Consider the following 19,496-nt stretch of genomic DNA (forward strand, 5'->3'; position numbering starts at 1 on the left):
GACGCGTTCTTGCTCGCCGCCACCTGATCGGCGACCTGCGCCGCGGTCAGCTGCGTCTTGTAGAACGCGAACTCGCCGATCGACCCAGGGAAGTACCCAGCGTTGTCGCCGTCGCTCCCCGTCCAGCCCGCCGACCACTTGCCCGCGCCCAGGTAGGCGTAGGTGGCGGTGGTCGCCACCAGCGCCGCGTTGCGCGTTCCGACCAGCGTCCCGTCCAGGTAGAGCGACTGGCTGCTGCTGCTCGCCGCCAAAGCCACGTGATGCCACTTGCCGTCGGCCACCGAGGCCGCGGTCGTCAAGACATTCGCGGCGCTCCCGGTCCAGAAACCGCCGCGCAGCTTGCCGTCCACACCCACGTACAGCGCCGGGGTCCAGTAACCGCTCACGCTCAGGTCGCCGTTCATCGGCATGCTTTGGTACGCGTAGAGCACGCCGCCCGCCGTGGAGCCCGAGGGCACGCTGAACCACATTGAGATGGAGTTCGGGCCGGTGGTGGGGACGTCGGTGGCGGGCAACTCCACATAGGAGGAGGTTCCGTTGAACTTGCCGGCCGTAGCGTCCGTGAACGGGCCGGTCGAGCCGAGGGTCACCGTGTTGTAGGTGCCGACTCCACCGTTGACCTCGTTGACCGCCTCGGTCACCCCGGACTCGTTCATCCGCAGGTAGTCGGCCGGGCCACCGGACAGCACCGACGCGGCGTACACCTGAGAGGAGCCGGCGACCGTCGAGGGGCTGATCTTCCAGGTTCCGTTGTGCTCGTCGATCACCTGCGTCACGACCCCGCTGACCGGGTCGTAGGTGATCTGAGCCGCCGTCGCACCCGACGGGCGGACGATCTTCGTCAACGGGTGCGCGGCCACCGAGGCCGCGCCGCGCAGGCTCGCCACATCGGCGGCGGTCAGCGTCCGGTCGAACAGCGCCACGTCGGAGATCGTGCCGGTGAAGTAGTTCGCGTAGCCCTCGCTGGAGGTGCCCGACTGGTGCGACTGGTCCGGCCAGGCGCCGCCGAGGAAGCCCGCCCCGATGTACTCATGCGTCGCGCTGTACGCGTCGATCAGCGTGATCAGCCCGCTGCGGGAGCCGACGACCTGCCCGTCGAGGTAGAGCGTCTGGGTGTTCCCGGCCGCCGCCAGCACCAGATGGTGCCAGGCGCCGTCGGTGACGGGGTTGGCCGAGACGATCGAGGCGTTCACGTTGTTCGTCCAGAACGCCGCCCGCAGCTTGCCGCTGCTGCCGATGTAGATGCCCGGCGTGTAGTTGCCCGCCGTCGTGCCGGCGGTGATCGGGTCCTTCTGGTAGCTGAACAGCACCGAGTCCGGGGTGGTCGTCTTGAACCACATGCTGACCGACTGGTAGCTCGCCGAGCTGACCAGCTTGCCGGGTACCTCCACATAGGAGGAGGTGCCGTTGAACGCGGCGGCGGTGGCGGCCGACCCCGGCAGCGGGCCCGGCTGGCCGAGCTGCACGTTGGCGTACGTCGCGGCGTCGGTGCCGCCGTTGTCGAGGACGTCGCTGGTCGCCTTCACCGCGCCGGCCGGCTCGGACAGTCGCCAGTAAGAGTGCGGACCCGCATCCAGCAATGCCGTCGGGTACTGCGATCCGGTGCCGTACTCGTAGGTCGTGCAGTGCGTGGCGTCGGTCGGCGGGCACACCTTCGTCAGCTGGTCGCCGCTGTACGCGTACGACCAGGTGGAAACCGTGCTGGCGTCCCCGGCGGTGGCCGGGTCGGTGAAGACCGTGGCGACGTGCGCCTTGCTCGCCCCCGCGGGCGTCGACCACGTCAGATGCAGCGCCCGCCCGGAAGCCGACGTGATCGTCTCCACCTGACCCGACGCGTTGTACGCCAACGTCAGCGTCCGCCCGGCGGCGTCCTTGATCGCCGTGATCGCATAGACCGCGTCGATACCGGCCGTGCCCGCGACCTGCCGGGTGAACAGATACGTCGTGCCGTCCTTGTCCACCAGCGAATAGCCGCCGGTGACCGCGGTGAACACCGAATATCGGCCGGATGGCGGGTTGAAGCTGCCGTCGGCGTTACGCCCGAACGCGACCTCCGTGCCCGTCGGGTAGGTGATGACGGCGGTCTTGCCGCTGGGGCTGGCCATCCGCTCGGTGATGTTGGAGTCGACCACTGTGGACCAACCGGCCCCGAACGCCAGCCCGGTACGCGGATCCCGGCTGTTGTACGACCGCTGCACCGCCAGCGCCGGACCGACCGTGGCCACCTGGGCGTCCATCGCCTCCGTCGTGTAATTGCCCGCACTGGGCTCGAACCCGCGACCGCCGCCGTCCTGCGACAGCCCGGACGTCACCAGCGGCTGCGGCGGCGGCGTCGACAACGGGAAGTAGTACGCCACGTTCAACGGATCCGGGCTGGTCGCCCAGCCGTCGTACGACACGACCCACCAGTAGTAGGTCTTCGACCACTGCAACTTGCCGTCCGGCACCGTCCAGCTCGACGACGACGTCCACCCGGAGGTGGCCACCAGCGCACCCGACGCGTCGTTGACCTTGTAGTTGTACTGAACCGCCGCCTTCGGCCACACGTCCGGGTCGTGGCCCTTGGCCAGCAGCTCCGGCGTCAGCGTGGTCGCCTGATAGTCCCGCGGCGGATACTGCGAGTCGATCTGCGGAGCGATGTTCGGGGTGTAGGTCACCGACAGATACGGCGCACACGTGTGCCCGTCACACACCGCCCCGGACGGCCCGTTCCGCGACGTGAACCGCTTGAAGTCCGTCGTCTCGGTCTGCGAGGCGGAGATGCCCAGACCATTGTTGGTCAGCGTCCCGTTCAGCCAGCCGTCGAGGGTCGCCTTGGTCAACGGCACCGTCACCCACGAACCCACAGCCCGGTTGCCCGCCGTGTTGGCACACGCCTCCGAGTAGTTCGTCGGGGTCGCGGTGCCGATCTGCGAGCCGAAGGCCGGGCCGGTATAGCTCACGCTGCCGTAGCGGGCGGTGTCGACCTCCCAGGAGGTCGTGATCGGATGCACCGTGAACGGCTGCGCCGAGCAGCTGCCCTGCCATGTGAGGAACAGCTTGAGGCTGGCCGACGTGATCCGCAGCCCGGCGAACGTCCCGGCGAAGTCGGTGAAATGCATCAGCGCCTTGGCCCGGTGCGCACCGCTGTCCCAGGTGCCGACGGCCAGGTCGTCCTCGCCGGAGTGGTCGACGTCGTTCCCGTAGTACACGAAGGTGTCGCCGGTCGTCGCGAACTCCGTCGTCGGATCGATCGTCACGGGATAGACCCGCTCGGGCGCGTTCAACCACCGCTCGTCGACGCTGACCTTCAGACCGATCCCGCCGTCCACCTGAACGAGTTCGTAGCGCACGGCGTTCGACGTCGTGAACTCACCGGTCGCCCGATCGAACCTCGAATCGTGCATCAGGCCCGGCGGAATACGGCCCTTGACCGTCCCCTTCTCGTCGGCGAGCACCACACCGCCGCTGTCGTCCAGCGCCGGCGTAAGCCCGCTCAACCGAAGCGGGAACACCCACTCGGTCGTGCTGCCCCGCTCCCGCAGGACGATCGACTCCTTGACCCCGCTCTCCCGCGACTCCAGCACCAGATCCGTGCCCGGAAACACACCGGGATACGTCACCGCGTACGCCCCGGTCTGCGCCGGAACCGCAGCCGCGCCCAGCAGCGAATAGCCGAACCTGAGACCGTCGAACGACGCCGAGACGAGCTGCCGGTCGTCAGCCCGCTTCGCGAACTGCAGACCCAACCGGTTCGCCCGCTGCCCCAGCCGATCCCCCGCCGGAGTGACCTGGGCGTCGATCTTCTGCCAGGCGCCCTTGCCGTCCTGGTAGTTGACCGTGCTCTGGGAGACTTCCCGGGTGTAGCTGCCGTCGGGGTTGGCGAACAGATCCGAGCCGGCGGTGGACCCGTCGGCCTTCCGGGTGCTCTTGCCGGGTGCGTACCCCCGGGTGCCGGGCGTCGTGATCTGTTGCGTCTTCCCGTCCTGCCGTTCGGCGGGCGTCTTGTCCGGAGCCCGGCCCGCCCCGCCGGACGCCTTCGTGTCGGCGTACCCGACGTAATGGCCCTTCCCGGCCGCCGACCCACTCTCCTGCGCCGGACCGATCGGATGGCCGTCGGCGAAGGCGGACGGCGCGGTCAACCACGACCACAACCAGCTCACCTTCAGATCCACCGGGCCGAAGATCGTCGCGGGCTGCGGAGTGGCGGTGACCAGCAGCATCACTGCCGTGAGGAGGAATCCCGCGAGTACGCGGCGGCGGCCAGGACGGTCCATCGTGGACTCCTCTCGACGGCCCTCCGAGTGGAGGTGTCTGCGAGTGTCCTGTAAACCTTTCCATTTAGCAATAGGTCGATGTAAGGCCTTCACGTCGTTGGCACATGACGCGTTTCTTCTTCCCGCCGAGGTCTGTCGTCGCCATTAGTTGCCATGGCTATAGTTGCCATATAAAGTATCTGGCATGGCGTACGACGACACCGCGACCGGACGGCTCCTCTGGCAGGTCACGACGAGGTGGCGGACGGCCGTGGACCGCGCGATCGCACCGCTGGGTCTCACCCACGCGCAGTACGCCCTGCTCGGCTCGCTCTACAGCCTCACCCGCGCCGGGCGGCAGCCCAGCCAACGGGAACTGGCCGACGCCGCCGGGCTCGAACCGATCTACGTCTCCAAGCTCATCCGGAGCCTGGAGGCCGCCGGCCTGGTGACCCGTGAGGCGCACCCGGCCGACACCCGGGCCCGGCAGCTCGGCCTGACCGACCAGGGCACGGAGTCCTTCCTGGCGGCGGTAAAGATCGTGCACGCCCTCCAGGACGAGCTGACCGCGCCGATCGGCGGGTCCGGCTCCGAGCGCAACCGGGAACTCATCCGCACCCTCCGTGCTCTCCTCGGCGGGGGGCAAGCCAACGAGGAGTGATCATGACGCAGTCCACGCCGACGCTGACCGGTCAGGACATCGCCGAGGCCCAGGGCGCGCTGCGCGCCCTGCTGGAGACGATGCTCGCCGGCACCGACGCCACCGCCAACGAATTCATCGCCCTGCGAGTCCTGGCCGTTCGCGGGCCCTATGAGGATCCCGCGGTTCTGCACGACTTCCTCGCCGCTCAGCGACAGCTCGACCTCACCCCGGCCGAGGCGGCCGAGCTGCTGGCCGGGCTCGAGGAGGCCGGGCTGGCCGAGGGCACCGCCCGAGCCGCCGGACCGGCCCGGATCACCGCCACCGGCACGGCCGTCCTGGCCCGGCTGACCGAGCTGACCAGCCCGGCCACCCGGCAGGTCTTCGGTGACCTCGACCCAGCAGACCTGGCCACGGCGCATCGCGTCCTCGCCGAGGTGGCGCAGCGGGCCGACCAGCTGCGCGCCGAGATGTGACGCCGGCCGAGACGTGACCAAGCCGGCCCGCACGCTAACCCGTGTGCGGGCCGGCAGTGTGACTTGGCGGCCCGCACGGCTAACCCGTGTGCGGGCCGGCAGTGTGACTTGGCGGCCCGCACGGCTAACCCGTGTGCGGGCCGCCGGGCCCATCAGGAACAATGGACCGGCAGCGTTTACGTGGGAGAAGGACCGGACGAATGACGCAGAGCACGACCGAAGCCGACTGGGTGTCCCGTTTCGCCGACGAGGTGATCGCCGCGCACGAAAAGCGTGGCTCCCAGAAGCCGATCGTCTGCGCGTCCGGGCTCAGCCCGTCCGGCCCGGTCCACCTCGGCAACCTCCGTGAGGTGATGACCCCGCACCTGGTCGCCGACGAGATCCGCCGCCGCGGGCACGACTGCGTACACGTCTTGTCGTGGGACGACTTCGACCGGCTGCGCAAGGTGCCGCACGGCATCGACCCGGCCTGGGAGGAGCACATCGGCAAGCCGCTGTCGGCCGTGCCGGCCCCGCCCGGGAGCGCGTACTCGTCGTGGGCGGAGCACTTCAAGGCCCCGATGAAGGCCGCCCTCGCCGAGATGGGCATCGAGGTACGCGAGATCAGCCAGACCGAGATGTACACCTCGGGGGCGTACCGGGAGCAGATTCTGCTGGCCATGCGGGAGCGGGCCAAGATCGACGCCGTCCTCGGCCGCTACCGGACGAAGAAGAAGGCTCTGGTCGATGAGGCCACCGATGAGAACGAGCGGGAGCAGGCCGAAGGCTCCGGCGCCGCCAGCGAGGACGACGGCGGCACCGCCGCGGGCTACTTCCCCTACAAGCCCTACTGCTCGGCGTGCGACCGCGACCTCACCACCGTCACGGCATACGACGACGACACGACCGAGCTGACCTACACCTGCCAGTGCGGGCACGGTGAGACCGTGCTGCTGTCCCAGTTCAACCGGGGCAAGCTGGTCTGGAAGGTCGACTGGCCGATGCGGTGGGCGTACGAGGGGGTGGACTTCGAGCCGTCCGGCGTCGACCACTCCTCGCCCGGCTCGTCCTTCGTCGTGGGTACGCAACTCGTCCGCGAGGTCTTCGACGCCGACCCGCCGATCGGCCCGATGTACGCCTTCGTCGGCATCTCCGGCATGGCGAAGATGAGCAGCTCGAAGGGCGGGGTGCCGACGGCGGCCGACGCTCTCCAGATCATGGAGGCCCCGGTCCTGCGCTGGCTGTACGCCCGCCGCCGCCCGAACCAGTCCTTCACCGTCGCGTTCGACCAGGAGATCCACCGGCTCTACGACGAGTGGGACGCCACGTCGCGCAAGGTGGCCGACGGGTCCGCCACACCGGCCGACAGCCTCGCGTACGACCGGGCCGTCCGCACGGTCAGCGCCGGTCGCCTCCCGCTGACTCCGCGCCCGTTCACCTACCGGACGCTGGCCTCGATCGTCGACGTCACCACCGGCCACGACGAGCAGACCCTGCGTATCCTGCGCGACCTCGACCCGGCGAACCCGATCGAGTCCCTCGACGAGGCCCGGCCCCGGCTGGACTGCGCCGACCACTGGGTCACCACTCAGCTGGCCCCGGAGGAGCGCACGATCGTCCGGGACGAGCCGGACGCCGAGCTGCTCGACTCGCTGGACGACGGTCAGCGCGAGTCGCTGCGGCTGCTCGTCGCCGGCCTCGACGACAACTGGTCGCTGGACGGCCTCACCACGCTCGTGTACGGCGTACCGAAGCAGCTGCTCGGCCTGCCGATGGACGTCAAGCCGACGCCCGAGCTGAAGGTCGCCCAGCGGACCTTCTTCGCCCTGCTCTACCGCCTGCTGGTGAGCCGGGAGACCGGCCCCCGGCTGCCCACGCTGCTGCTGGCGGTCGGAGCCAAGCGCGTACGCACCCTGCTCGGCGGCTAACGCCGCGGCGCTGGATCAGGGTTCGCGGTCGAATCTTGACCCAAGATTCGACCTGGAACCCTGATCCAGCGCTGATCAGGAGAGACGACGGTAGACGGGGATCTCGTCGAGCGGCACCGCCCGGGTCACCACGGCGGGTCCCGTGTGGCGTACGCCGGTGAAGTAGTCCTCCCATTCCCCGGCCGGCAGGTAGACCTGCCATTCGGTGACATCGGGCGACGTCACCGGGGCCACGAGGAGGTCGTCGCCGAGCCGCCATTGCTGCGGCCAGTTCCAGATCTCGGGGTCGCCGGGGTGGTCGAACAACAGCGGGCGCATCAGCGGGCGTCCGGTCTCGATCGAGCGAGCCGCTTGTGCGGCGAGGTAAGGCACGAGTTCTTCGCGGAGCTGCGCGAACCGCCGGTAGACCTCGACGACGTCGGCAGAACCCGTGCGGGAGGCGATGTTCCACGGCGTCCGGTCGACCGAGGGTTCGCGGTGGTGGTTGAACTCCGAGTGGTACTGCATGATCGGGGCGAAGCAGGCCGCCGCGGCCGACCGCAGGTACAGCTCGGGCTCCGGGATGTCGCCGGAGAACCCGGCCAGATCCCAGCCCCAGAAGAAGATTCCGCCGACGCCCGCGGTCAGACCGGCCGTGATGGACGCACGGAACGCCTCCCAGGTCGAGTTCTCGTCGCCCGCCCAATGCGCTGGGAAGGCGGCCGCGCCGGTGAAACCCGCGCGGCTGAAGGTGACGCCGTCGGTCCCGCTCTCCCGCATCAGGTCGTGGTACGCCTCGGCGTACCGCACCGCGAAGAGGTTGTTGGCGGCGTCGCCTCGGCTGCCGTCGAAGTACCGGAGGTCGTGGCCCCAGGCGTGCTCGCCGCCGTCGGTCTTGAACCCGTCGATGCCGAGGTCTTCGAGCAGGTAGCGGCGCTTGTCGAGCCACCAGCGCCGAGCGTGCGGGTTGGTCCAGTCGGGCAGGAGCGCTCCTGGGAACCACCAGCCTCGGTTGCGGTGAGGACTGCCGTCGGCCTCCTTGATCGCGTACTCGCGGTCGATCATGGTGGCCGCGTCGGCGGCGACCTGCTCGGCGGCCGACTTCGAACCGGTCAGGTCACCCCGATCGGTCGGCACCAGCGGGATCTGCCAGAGCAGCACCTTGACGCCGGCCTGGTGTAGTTCATCCACCATGCCCTTGGGGTCTGGCCAGGCGCCGTCGGCCGGGAAGGTGAAGTCGTCCAGCCGGTGCGGAGCCCCGTCGGCGTGCGGCTCGTAGGAGGCGTCGCGGAACGCCACGAAGGTCGCCTCGTCACTCCACGCCTCGATGACGATCGCGCCGACCGGAATCTGCTCGGCCAGGCTGCGGCGTACTTCGGCGAGGACCCGCTCCTGGGTGTTCCACTCGTTGCCGCTCATCCACGGCCGGAAGATCCACTCCGGCGGCTGCGGCGGTAGGCCGGTCTCCGCCAGAAAATCCCGCACGATCGACCCGGGTTCACCGCGATAGAGGCGCAGGCCCAGGACCGGATCGGCCGGATCGATCTCGGCCTCGACGATCAGCTTGCCGGGATCTGCGGCGCCGACGTCGTACCAGGTGCGGCGGGTGGTCTGGACGTGGAAGCCCCAGTCGCCGCCCGAGCCGCCGGTGACGATCGCGAACGGCATCGGGAGGTAGGTCCGGTGCCCCTGGCGTTTGTACTGCTCGAAGACGGTGGCGTCGAGCACTTCGCCGCGTTGGTCGAGGGCGTGGTAACGCTCGCCGAAGCCGACGACGTGCTCATCGGCCGACAGCCGCAAGGCGAACCGTGCCCGACGGGGTCCGTCCGACCCGACGAGCCACTCGACGTCTTCCACAGTGGATCCGGAGCCCGATACCCGCAGCGTGCCGCCGGATGGCTGCCACGTCAACGGGAACACCGGGAACGGTCCCAGCCGTGACCCGCCGCCTTCGACCTCATAGGACGTGTCGGCCGCCGACGTCACGGTCGCGACGAAGACCGTCCGGCCGTCGGTGTCGGGTACGGCGCTGGCCGCCTCGGTGAGATGGCCGGCCGCACCGGCGGGGGGCGCGGGCTGCGCCCCGAAATCGCAGACGACCGAAGCCGGATCGACCGGCTGGGCCGGCAGCCGCGTGCCGTCGGCGAAGACGATGTGCACAGCCGGCACGGACGGGTCGGCCAGGACGCGGATCTCGTAAGCCTCGCCGGAAAGCGGCCGGGCCGGCACCCGCTGGTCGAGGTCGTACCGGTAAGGGTGCTCCGTGCCGAAGGGGCGATGGGACAAGGTCACAGCGACTCCCCGAGTTCCAGGGCCAGGATCACGAACAGGGCGTGGGACCACAGCAGAGGCGTGGCGACCGGTCCCCACTTGGCGGTCCACTCGGCGATGTACGCCGGGTCCTGCGTATTCCCGCTGACCTGTTCCGGCAGCCAGCCCTCGGCCGTCGCCTGGTCGGTCACCCAGGCCAGTCGTTCCCGGGCCAGGTCTGCCCGCCCGGTACGCGCCTCGTGCCAGCCGAGCCACGCGGTGAGGATCAGCCACTCGCCGCCGCCGTAGAAGGTGTCGCCGAGGTATCGGTAGACCCCGGCGCGACGCAGCTCTGTGCGTACCCTCTGGTAGGTGCCTTCGGCGACCTCCGGCGTGACCAGCCCGAAGGGAGTGAGACACGCGAGCAGACTGCCGTCCACGGCGGTGGAGCCCAGCCACTTGACCAGCGAGCCGTTCACGGTGCCCGGACCGGCGATCAGCTCGCGCAGCCGCGCGAGCATCCGTGCGGCCGCCTCGGCCCGATCCGCGTCGAGGAGGCCGATGGCGAGTACCGCTTCGAGGCCCGCCGCGACCGAGCCGAGGGTGGCGACGTGCTGATGCTCGGAGTGCTCCTCCCACCAGTCGTAGCAGGCGTCCGCGCCGAACGTCGCCAGATAGTCCACAGTGATCTCGACGGCCTCACGGTAGGGGGCCGGGTCGATCTCGTGCCGTCGCGTGTGTTCCACCAGCGCCCACAGCCAGGTGCCGTAGCCGTCGAGCTGGTAGTCCCACCACGGCTCGTCGCCGTCCCCGCCGTCCAATGTGTAGCGAGTCGGGAGCATTCGCCGGGGATCGATCTCCTCGCCGCGGCGGGCCGCCTGGACCAGATCGGCCACGTGCCCGGCCCGAGCCGTGATCACCCGGGCGCACCAGCCGTGGAACGCGTCCGCGCTCTCGGTACGCCCGGCCCGGCTCATCGCCTCGGCGATGAACGAGCCGTCGCGCAGCCAGCAGTAGCCGTAGACGGGATAGGTCGGACTGGCCGGGTACGCCCCGCCGGGATGCTGGTGGCGGGCGATGAGGTCGACGCTCGCCCCGACAGCGGTCTGCACGGTGTTGCTCCTCGTTAAGCTAGGGCGGGGACGCGGCTGAGGTCTAGACAGCCGCGCCCCCTTTCGAAGCAGTTACTTGATCAGCGCGGTGACCGCGGCGGCGGCCTCGTCCAGCGCCTGCTGCGCGGTCGCCTGGCCGGACGCGGCCTTCTCCAGGGCCTTGGTGACCAGGTCCTGCATCTGCGCTTGCTGGTCGCCGATGACCGGCGGCAGCGCGACGGCGTTCAGTGAGTCGAAGACGGCCTGCCGGTTCGCGGGCGGCGTCTGCTTGAGGTAGCTGTCGAAGGCCGCCTGATCGTTGACGGCCGGCAGTTCCCAGCTCGACGCGAGCCGCGTCTGCACGGTCGTCTCCGAGGTGCTGAGGAACCGGGCCCACTTCCAGGCCGCGGTGCCCTTCTTCGTCTTCGCCGACACCGCGGTGGCGTTGAAGAAGACCGCGCTCGCCTTCTGCGCCTTCCCGGGTTCCACGACGATGTCGTAGCCGAGGTCCTTGGCGTCGGCCAGCGAGCTGAACATCCAGATGCCGCTGTGCCACATGGCGAGCTTGCCCGACTTGAACAGGGCGGTGTCGTAGTCGGCCTTGCCGCCGATCTCGGCCACCGTCGGCTGAACCTTGCCGGGCTTGCCGAGCAACCACTGCGCGGCCTCCAGGCCCTTCGCGTCGTTGAAGGTGGCCTTCTTGCCGTCCTCGGACAGGAAGGAGCCGCCGTTCTGGGCGAGCGCCTTGTAGAACTCGTAGAAGGTGACCGGCTGGTAGTCGCCATAGACGCCCTTGGCCTTGTCGGTCAGCTTCTCGGCGGCCGCCTTCTCGTCGTCCCAGGTCCACGACGCCGTCGGGTACGCCACCCCAGCCGCGTCGAACAGCTTCTTGTTGTAGAAGAGCACGACATCGGAGAAGGTCGAGGGCATGCCGTACTGCTTGCCCTTGAGCTGGAAGGCTTGCAGCGCCTTGGGGTAGACCCGGTCGGCCTGGTAGTCGGCGTCGGCCTTCGCGACGTCGTCCAGCGCCAGCAGCGCGCCGGCCTTGGCGTACGTCACGAAGTTCTCGTAGTTCAGCTCGAAGGTGTCCGGTGCGTTGCCACCGGCGATCGAGGTCTGGAGCTTGGTGAAGTAGTCGGCGTACGCGGCGGTCTGGACCTCCACCGTGATGCCCGGGTTCTGCTTCTCGAACTCCGCCTTGAGCGCGTCCAGCTCCTTGAGGTGGTCGGGCGCGGCCGAGAACGTGAAGTAGGTGATCTTGCCGGTGGCGGACTCCGCCGACGTGCCGGAGTCGCCACCCCCGCAGGCGGCGAGCAGACCGGCCACGGTCACTGCCGCGGCGGCCGCCGCCAGGAGGCGTCGGGTAGTTCTCATCGAATCTCCAACTGGTGAGGGACGGGTACTTCTTGGTGCGGTGTACGCGTGGTCAGCCCTTCATGCCGGTGAAGGCGATCCCCCGGACCACGTAGCGCTGGGCGAAGACGTAGAGGACGAGGATGGGCACGATGCTGGCCGTCGACCCCGCCATGACGACGTTCCAGGCCGGGCCGTAGCGGCCGAGGAGCAGCGACAGGCCGACCGGCAACGTCGTGTGCGCCTCCGTCTGCGCGATCACCAGTGGCCAGAGGAAGGCGTTCCAACTCGCCATGAAGGCGAACACGGCGAAGGTGGCCAGGGCCGGACCCACGAGGGGAAGCAGCACCCGCCAGAACACCCGGAACGGACCCGCTCCGTCCACATAGGCGGCCTCGTCCAGCTCCCTCGGCAATGCCATGAAGGCCTGACGGAGCATGAACACGCCGAAACTGGAGACCGCGGTCGGCAACAGGAGCCCGGCGTACGTGTCGACCAGGCCCAGCGAGCGCATCTCGATGAACAGCGGCACGATGATCACCTGCATCGGGATCATCATCGTGGCCAGATACAGCACGAACAGGGCGTTGCTTCCCTTGAACCGCAACCGGCTGAAGGCGTACGCCGCCGTCGCGCTCGTGAACAGTTGCAGCAGAGTCGACACGATCGCCACGCCGAGGCTGTTCGCGGCGAACCGCCAGAACGGGAAGGCGCTCGCCAGCCTCGCGTACGGGTCGGTGGTGACCGGATCGGGCAGCAGCCCGGCGTCGGCGTTCCCCAGTTGCGCGTCGCCGGTCAGCGAGGTGGCCAGCATCCACAGGAACGGGCCGATCATCGCCGCCGCGCCCAGCGTCAGCAGCGCGTACCGCAGGACTCGTCTAGTCATACTGCACCCACCTGCGCTGCAGTCTCAGCTGCGCGACCGTGACGACGAGGATGATCCCGAACAGCACGATGCTCATCGCGGAGGCGTAGCCGACCCGGCCGTAGCTGAAGGCGTACCGGACGATCTGCTCGACGACGACGCTGCTGGCGCCACCGGGGCCGCCGCCGGTCATCACCCAGACCTGGTCGAAGACCTGGAACCCGTTGATCAGGCTGATCACCGTCACGAAGAACAGCGACGGGCTGAGCAGCGGCAGTGTGATGCTGCGCAGCCGACGCCACGCGGACGCCCCGTCGAGGTCGGCCGCCTCCAACAGGTCCTTCGGAATGGCCTGGAGGCCGGCGAGCAGGATGACCGAGACGAACCCGACGTCCTTCCACACCGAGGCCAGAATGACCGACGGCATGGCCCAGGTGGGATCGGTCCACCAGCCCGGCCCGTCCACGCCGATCAGCCCGAGCGCCTGGTCGACCAGCCCGCCCGCCGGGTTGAGCAGCCATTTCCAGAGCAGCGAGACCGCTACCCAGCTGCTCACCACGGGCAGGAAGAACATCGCGCGGTACAGCGTCATCGCGGGCAGCTTGGCGTTGAGCAGCAACGCCACCGCCAACCCCAGGATCAGGACGAGCGGCAGATAGCCGGCGAGGTAGAGCAGCGTGTGCAGCAGCGCGGCGTGGAAGTCGGCATCCTTGGCCAGCTCGGCATAGTTGTCCAGGCCGACGAAGCTCGGCACGCCGATCAGGTTCCAGTCCTGCAGGCTCACCCAGACCGTGCCGATCATCGGCCCGATCCAGAACGCCAGCAGGGTCACCAGGCTCGGCGCCAAGAAGATCGCGGCGACGCCCGCGTTTCGCCATCGCCGTCGCGCGCTCACGCCGTCGCCTCCACCGAGAAGGCCGCGAGCCGCGACCGGACCGCGTCGGCCTGCGGGTCCGCGTTGAAGGTGAAAGGGGTACGCAAAACGAGAGCGGCCGCGCCCAGGGCCCACTTGGTGTCATCCCAGGGATCGACGTGCACCGAGATCCGGTCGGCGAACCCGGGGAACACGCCGTCGGTGAAGGCGGGCTCGAATCCGGCGGCCAGGTGCGGCCAGGCCCGGCTGCCCTCGCCGCTGACCAGGATCGCCTGCGGGTCGAGGACGACCGAGAGGCCCGCGACGGCGAGACCGAGCCGTCGGCCGGCCTCCGCGTAGATCTGCTTGGCCTTCGCGTCCCCCTGGTCGGCGGCGGTCCGCAGATCGTCCGCCGTCGTGATCCTCGCGTCGTCGGCCTGGCGAACCAGGGCGTCGTCGGAGAGGTAGGTCTCCAGGCAACCACGTCGCCCGCAATGACAGGGCAGCCCGTGCTCGGGATCGACCGGCAGGTGGCCCAGCTCTCCCGCCGCACCGTGCCCACCCCGGCGAAGGTCACCGCCGGAGAACACGGCCGCGCCGACACCGCGGCCCAGGGTGACCGTGAGGAAGTCCTCATAGGGACGGCCCAAGCCGTAGAGGTGCTCATAGGCGGCGAGGGTGTTGACGTCGTTGTCCACCAACACCGGTACGCCGACCAGCTGAGACAGGTAGTCGGCCAACGGCATCCGCTTCCAGCCGAGCAGCTGCGCCTGCACCAGCCCGGTGCCGATGTCGACGAATCCCGGGATGCCCACTCCGACGCCGAGCAAGGTCGGGCCGGCCACCGCGGCGATGCGCGGCGCGAGCAGCTCGGCGAGGGCGTCGAACGGATTCGCCTTGAGCGCGTCGACCGGAGCGGAGAAGGCGTCGAGCACCGTCCCGTCCAGATCCGCGTGCACGCCGGTGACCTGCCCGGCCGCGACCTTGACGCCGATCGCCGACGCCGCTGACCCGGCCACCGCCAGCAGCTCGCCCGGCCGGCCGCCCCGCGAGGCGTCGTCGTCGACCTTGTGCAGCACCCCCGCCTCGATGAACGACCGGGTCACGGCCGTCACCGTGGGCGGGCTGAGCCCCAGCCGCCGGGCGATGTCCGCCCGGGAGATCGGCCCGTGCCGCCCGACCAGCGCCAGGATCGCCGTCCGGTTGACGTCCCGCAGCCGGGGGCCGGAGGTCGCCGAGACCATTCGAGCACTTCCTTCCGAGACTATGTTTCGTCGCTGAATTAACGTAGGCGCGCTGGTCCGCCGGTGTCAAGACGTCCGTTCGTCCACCTGCGGCTCGCCGCCAATCGTCCGCTGGACTCGCCGCCAGTCGCGCGCTGGACTCGCCGCCAGTCGCGCGCTGAACTCGCCGCCGTGCGCTGGATCAGGGTTCCCGGTCGAATCTTGGCCGATAATTCGACCGCGATCCCTGATCCAGTGGTGATCTTGGGGCGTGCGACCATGGCGCATGCGCGCGATCGTCTTCGACTACTACGGAACCCTGTCGAACCCGGCCGGCGAGAGCGAGCGCCGCGAGCTGTACTCGCGTACCGGTGAAGTGCTGGGGATCGACGGCGGCGTCTTCTGGGCCGCGATGGTCGACAGCTTCCGCGAACGGATCGTCGGCGCGTACGGAGACACTCGGGCCACCCTGCTCGCCATGGCGCGCCACTGCGGGATCGAGCCCTCCGACGAGGTGCTCACTGCGGCACTCCAGGCGCAGCTGGACGGCGCTCGGCAGACGCATCGCCCCCGCCCGGACGCGGTGAAGACGCTGACCGCGTTGCGGGAGCGAGGATTCCGGCTCGCGCTGATGAGCGACTGCAGCAGCGAACTCGTCGAGGACTGGCCGAACAACCCCTTCGCGCCGCTGATCGACGCGCCCGTGTTCAGCTGGCGCGAACAAGTCCGCAAACCGGCGTCGGCGCTGTACGCCGCGGCTGCCTCCCGCCTAGGCGTGACGCCCGCCGACTGCTGGTACGTCGGCGACGGCGGCGGCCGCGAACTCCGGGGCGCGTACGACGCCGGGATGCGGCCGGTCCTGGTCACGAACGCCGCGCACCCGGAGGCCGCACAGCATCGGGCCGACCCGGACGAGCACATCCCGGATCACTCGGTGGACGACCTGCCCGAACTGCTCGACCTCTGCGGCTGGGCCGCCTAGGCGCAAGGCCTAAGGCAGCCAGCCGGTCTCGGCGGCCCACTGCTCGGCCACGCCGATCACCAGGTCGACCACCGGGTCCTTCACATCCGTGTACGCGATCCGATCCGGGACGCTCTCCGCGAGCACTCGCTTGAACTGGGCGTACGCCGGGACTGCGGACGGGTGCGCCCGGAACCAGTCCCGGAACAACAACGCGAGGCGTTCATTCGGCGAGCCCGCGACGCGTACGTGGAGATTCACGTCGCCCGCCGGATGCTCCCGTCGTCGCCAGAAGCGCTTCGCCCACCGAGCCGGATCGTCGGCGCTCCCGGCCGGCACGTGGTCCTGATTGAACGACGTCCGCTCGAAACCGAGCATGGCCAGCGGCCCATGGAACGCCTCGGCGACGGAGTCGAGGTCGTCGACGCTGACCTGCAGGTCCAGGAGGTCCTTCGCGGCCATCCCCGGGATGGCGGTGCTGCCGATGTGCTCGATCCGCAACGCTTGCGGGCCAAGGCTTCCGGCCAGTTCGCCGATCAGCGTCCGAGCCCGAGCCGGCCACCGGTCGTCGTAGTCCACGACGACGGCCCGGTCACGCGGAAAGGTGATCGCCTGGGCGACGACGACCCGGTCCCCGTCGAACGTCAGCGCCGGCGAACCGTGCAGCCGGTAGCCGTCGGCCAGGGCCGCGCTCACCCGCTCGCAGAACGCGGAGTCGTCAGGTCCGGTCAACACCCGATACGGCAACGGCTGGCTCATGACAGCAAATGGTATCGGCCGGCCGATCTTGCGCTGTCGGCGAACTGCCTTGGGCGTACCAGGTGGTGGGGTGTTGAGTGGGCCGCATGGAGATCCTTGTTCTGGGCGGCACGGCCTTCCTCGGCCGGGAGTACGCGCGCCAGGCGGTGGCCCGCGGGCATCGCGTGACGTGCCTGGCGCGCGGCGAGAGTGGCGCGGTGGCCGAAGGTTCGACGCTGGTCGTGGCGGACCGGAGCGAACCGGGAGCGTACGACGCCGTTGCCGACCGCGAGTGGGACGCGGTGCTGGAGGTGTCGTGGCAGCCCGGAATGGTACGCGGCGCGCTGGCGGCGTTGGCCGGCAAGGCGAAGCACTGGACCTATGTCTCGTCCGGCAACGCCTACGCGTCCTTCGGTACGCCCGGCGCCGACGAGTCGTTCCCGTTGCGGGAAGCCACCGAGTCGGACGTCGTGGAGCAGGAACTCTACGGCGAGGCGAAGGTCGCCTGTGAGCAGGCGTCGCAGGAAGCGCTCGGCGATCGGCTGGTCATCGCGCGGGCCGGATTGATCGGCGGCCCCGGCGACCGCAGCGATCGAGCGGGCTACTGGGTCGCACGGGCGGCTCGCGCCCCCGAGGAGCCGCTGCTGGTGCCGGGCACCCCCGAGGTGGCGACCCAGGTCGTCGACGTACGCGACCTCGCCGCGTTCTTGCTGGACAACGTGGCTTCGCGGACGACGGGCGTGTTCGACACGGTCGGCCCGATCGTCCCGTTCGCGGAGTGGATCGAGCTGTGCCGGCAGGTCGGCGGGCACACCGGACCGGTCGTGCCGGCACCGGCCGACTGGCTGCTGGCGCAAGAAGTCGGCGAATACATGGGACCCGAGTCGCTGGCGATGTGGCTCGTCAACCCCGACTACGCGGGATGGTCCCGGCGTACGGGGGCGGCCGCGATCGCCGCCGGGCTGACGCACCGGTCGCGCGCCTCGTTCCTCTCCGATGTGCTGGAGTGGGAACGGTCGCTGGGGCTCGACCGGGATCGGCGCGCAGGGCTGAGCGCTGAGCGGGAACGCTCGCTCATCTCTTCCCTCGCTGCGGGCTGAGCGCGCAGGACGGGCGCTTGCGCGTTATCCGGGATAACGTCCCCTTCCCGTCGCCGCGAGACCGCGTTATCCCGGAACTTGCGCAAGCCCGGGCGCGGGCGGGCGGGCGCGAGCGGGCGGGCGCGAGCGGGCGGGCGCGAGCGGGCGGGCGGGCGCGAGCGGGCGGGCGGGCGCGAGCGGGCGGGCGCGAGCGGGCGGGCGCGAGCCCGGGGGCGCGAGCGGGCGTACGGGCGATTCGGGGGCGGGTGTCGTACGCCGGTGACACCATGGGGACGTGCTGTTCGCAGAGGTGGCCGCGACGTCGGAGGCGGTGGCGGCGACGTCCGCCCGCAAGGCCAAGATCGAGCTGCTGGCGAAGACGCTGCGCGGGTTCGCTCCGGAGGAGGCCGCGCCCGGCGCCGCGTTCCTCGCCGGTGAGCTGCGGCAGCGTACGACCGGGGTGGGGTGGGCTTCGCTGCAGAAGCTGCCACCACCGGCCGAGGTCGCGACGCTGACGGTCGGGCAGGTGGCGGCCACCGTCGACCGGCTCGCCGGGATCAGCGGCGCGGGTTCGCAGGCGCGGCGTAAGGACGAGGTTCAGGCCTTGTTCGGGGCGGCGACCGCCCCCGAGCAGAAGCTGCTGCGCGGGCTCTTCACCGGCGAGGTCCGGCAGGGGGCGCTCGCGGGGATCCTGGCCGACGCCATCGCGCAGGCCGCGGATGTTCCGGCCGCGGCGGTACGCCGTGCGCTGCTCCTCAGCGGGGATCTCGCGATCGTCGCCGCGACCGCGTTGCAAGGCGGTGCCGCCGCGCTCGGCGAGTTCACCCTGTCCGTCGGCCGTCCGCTCGCCCCGATGCTGGCTCAGTCGGCGGCCGGGGTCGACGAGGCGCTGACCGTCACCGGCGTCCCCGCGATGGCCGACGTCAAGCTCGACGGCGTACGCATCCAGGTGCACAAGTCGGGCGACGAGGTGGCCGTCTTCAGCCGCAGTCTCGACGACCTGACCGCCCGGCTGCCGGAGATCGTGGCCGCCGTCCGCTCGCTGCCCGCTCGCGAGCTGGTGCTCGACGGCGAGGCGCTGGCCTTGGACGAGCAGGGGCGGGCGCACCCGTTCCAGATCACGGCGTCGCTGGCCGCGACCCGCTCGGGCGCGCCCGGCGGATTGGTCGCGAAGTTCTTCGACCTGCTGCACGCCGACGGCCACGACTACCTCGACGAGCCAGGGCACCGGCGCTGGGCGGCGCTCGCTTCCCTGCTGCCGGAGGAGCTGCTGATCGACCGGCAGGTGGTCACCTCGACGGCCGACGCGGAAGCATACTTCGCACGCGCTGTTCGCGAGGGCAACGAAGGGCTGGTCGTCAAGGCCGTCGACGCGGCATACGACGTCGGCCGGCGGGGCGGTGCGTGGGTCAAGGTGAAGCCCCGGCACACCCTCGATCTCGTCGTGCTGGCCGTCGAGTGGGGCCACGGGCGTCGGTCCGGACTGCTGTCCAATCTGCATCTCGGCGCGCGGGATCCGCGTACGGGGGGCTTCGTGATGCTGGGCAAGACGTTCAAGGGGCTCACCGACGAGATGTTGCGCTGGCAGACGCAGCGGTTCCTCGAGCTGGCCGTCGACCGCGGCGACTGGGTCGTCACCGTACGCCCGGAGCAGGTCGTCGAGGTGGCCTTCGACGGAGTGCAGACGAGTCCTCGCTATCCGGGTGGGGTGGCGCTGCGGTTCGCCCGGGTGCTGCGCTATCGGGACGACAAGCGAGCCGACGAAGCGGACACGATCGACGAGGTGCTGCGCATCCACGCCGGCGCCGCGTAATCCGCTGTTGGTCGGCGAGGCCCATGATCAGGG

14 protein-coding genes are annotated in these 19,496 nt (G+C 70.1%); 6 read left to right on the forward strand and 8 right to left on the reverse strand.

The genetic code is table 11. The features are described from left to right. Positions 1-4,256 (reverse strand): LamG-like jellyroll fold domain-containing protein (locus AB0H43_RS37020; RefSeq protein WP_360007762.1); only part of this gene is annotated, 4,256 nt, incomplete at its 3' end. A gap of 184 nt (positions 4,257-4,440) precedes the next feature. Between AB0H43_RS37020 and AB0H43_RS37025 the strand changes: the two genes are divergently transcribed. The 3 genes from AB0H43_RS37025 (at position 4,441) to lysS (ending at position 7,258) form a co-directional block, all read left to right on the forward strand. Beyond that, a complete protein-coding gene (locus AB0H43_RS37025) occupies positions 4,441-4,896 on the forward strand; it encodes a MarR family transcriptional regulator (protein ID WP_360007765.1) in 456 nt (151 codons plus the stop codon). 2 nt (positions 4,897-4,898) lie between these two features. Next, entirely contained in the window at positions 4,899-5,351 is a 453-nt protein-coding gene (locus tag AB0H43_RS37030; protein ID WP_360007768.1) for a hypothetical protein, read from the forward strand. A gap of 200 nt (positions 5,352-5,551) precedes the next feature. Next, a complete protein-coding gene (lysS, locus tag AB0H43_RS37035) occupies positions 5,552-7,258 on the forward strand; it encodes a lysine--tRNA ligase (RefSeq protein ID WP_360007771.1) in 1,707 nt (568 codons plus the stop codon). Positions 7,259-7,333: 75 nt separating this feature from the next. Here the strand turns inward: lysS and AB0H43_RS37040 are convergent, their stop codons facing one another. The 6 genes from AB0H43_RS37040 to AB0H43_RS37065 form a co-directional block, all read right to left on the reverse strand. Further along, positions 7,334-9,529 carry a TIM-barrel domain-containing protein gene (locus tag AB0H43_RS37040; RefSeq protein WP_360007774.1) on the reverse strand — a complete coding sequence of 732 codons (2,196 nt, stop codon included), beginning with the start codon at positions 9,527-9,529 and terminating at the stop codon, positions 7,334-7,336. Then, entirely contained in the window at positions 9,526-10,599 is a 1,074-nt protein-coding gene (locus tag AB0H43_RS37045) for a glycoside hydrolase family 15 protein (protein WP_360007776.1), read from the reverse strand. The genes AB0H43_RS37040 and AB0H43_RS37045 overlap by 4 nt, the downstream gene beginning before the upstream one ends. A gap of 72 nt (positions 10,600-10,671) precedes the next feature. After that, positions 10,672-11,952: a sugar ABC transporter substrate-binding protein gene (locus AB0H43_RS37050; RefSeq protein ID WP_360007779.1), complete on the reverse strand. Its 1,281-nt coding sequence runs from the start codon at positions 11,950-11,952 to the stop codon at positions 10,672-10,674. A 52-nt stretch (positions 11,953-12,004) separates the two neighbouring features. Continuing rightward, the gene (locus AB0H43_RS37055) at positions 12,005-12,817 is read right to left on the reverse strand and encodes a carbohydrate ABC transporter permease (RefSeq protein ID WP_360007782.1); all 813 of its coding nucleotides are present in this window, start codon (positions 12,815-12,817) and stop codon (positions 12,005-12,007) included. Beyond that, a complete protein-coding gene (locus AB0H43_RS37060) occupies positions 12,810-13,691 on the reverse strand; it encodes a sugar ABC transporter permease (protein WP_360007785.1) in 882 nt (293 codons plus the stop codon). Before AB0H43_RS37060 ends, AB0H43_RS37055 begins: the two co-directional genes overlap by 8 nt. Then, positions 13,688-14,893, reverse strand: coding sequence for an ROK family transcriptional regulator (locus tag AB0H43_RS37065; RefSeq protein WP_360007788.1), 1,206 nt, complete (start codon positions 14,891-14,893; stop codon positions 13,688-13,690). The genes AB0H43_RS37060 and AB0H43_RS37065 overlap by 4 nt, the downstream gene beginning before the upstream one ends. 265 nt (positions 14,894-15,158) lie before the next feature. Here AB0H43_RS37065 and AB0H43_RS37070 point away from each other — a divergent pair, with 265 nt between their 5' ends. After that, complete coding sequence (locus tag AB0H43_RS37070; protein ID WP_360007791.1) at positions 15,159-15,854, forward strand: HAD family hydrolase; 696 nt, start codon at positions 15,159-15,161, stop codon at positions 15,852-15,854. 9 nt (positions 15,855-15,863) lie between these two features. On the opposite strand, the gene AB0H43_RS37075 is transcribed toward AB0H43_RS37070, so the two are convergent. After that, positions 15,864-16,592 carry a GrpB family protein gene (locus AB0H43_RS37075; RefSeq protein WP_360007794.1) on the reverse strand — a complete coding sequence of 243 codons (729 nt, stop codon included), beginning with the start codon at positions 16,590-16,592 and terminating at the stop codon, positions 15,864-15,866. Between the two features lie 86 nt (positions 16,593-16,678). On the opposite strand from AB0H43_RS37075, the gene AB0H43_RS37080 reads away from it, so the two are divergent. Both AB0H43_RS37080 and AB0H43_RS37085 read left to right on the forward strand, forming a co-directional pair. Then, positions 16,679-17,671, forward strand: coding sequence for an NAD-dependent epimerase/dehydratase family protein (locus AB0H43_RS37080; protein WP_360007797.1), 993 nt, complete (start codon positions 16,679-16,681; stop codon positions 17,669-17,671). 274 nt (positions 17,672-17,945) lie between these two features. Continuing rightward, complete coding sequence (locus tag AB0H43_RS37085) at positions 17,946-19,463, forward strand: ATP-dependent DNA ligase (protein WP_360007800.1); 1,518 nt, start codon at positions 17,946-17,948, stop codon at positions 19,461-19,463. Positions 19,464-19,496 lie beyond the last annotated feature (33 nt).

The sequence above is a fragment of the Hamadaea sp. NPDC050747 genome, from assembly GCF_040654195.1.
In the GTDB taxonomy this organism is placed as follows: Bacteria; Actinomycetota; Actinomycetes; order Mycobacteriales; family Micromonosporaceae; genus Hamadaea.

Coding starts and splice junctions, on each gene's coding strand:
- AB0H43_RS37025 (WP_360007765.1), top strand. CDS start 4,441: ATGGCGTACGACGACACCGCGACCGGACGGCTCCTCTGGCAGGTCACG.
- AB0H43_RS37030 (WP_360007768.1), top strand. CDS start 4,899: ATGACGCAGTCCACGCCGACGCTGACCGGTCAGGACATCGCCGAGGCC.
- lysS (WP_360007771.1), top strand. CDS start 5,552: ATGACGCAGAGCACGACCGAAGCCGACTGGGTGTCCCGTTTCGCCGAC.
- AB0H43_RS37050 (WP_360007779.1), bottom strand. CDS start 11,952: ATGAGAACTACCCGACGCCTCCTGGCGGCGGCCGCCGCGGCAGTGACC.
- AB0H43_RS37055 (WP_360007782.1), bottom strand. CDS start 12,817: ATGACTAGACGAGTCCTGCGGTACGCGCTGCTGACGCTGGGCGCGGCG.
- AB0H43_RS37065 (WP_360007788.1), bottom strand. CDS start 14,893: ATGGTCTCGGCGACCTCCGGCCCCCGGCTGCGGGACGTCAACCGGACG.
- AB0H43_RS37070 (WP_360007791.1), top strand. CDS start 15,159: ATGCGCGCGATCGTCTTCGACTACTACGGAACCCTGTCGAACCCGGCC.
- AB0H43_RS37075 (WP_360007794.1), bottom strand. CDS start 16,592: ATGAGCCAGCCGTTGCCGTATCGGGTGTTGACCGGACCTGACGACTCC.
- AB0H43_RS37080 (WP_360007797.1), top strand. CDS start 16,679: ATGGAGATCCTTGTTCTGGGCGGCACGGCCTTCCTCGGCCGGGAGTAC.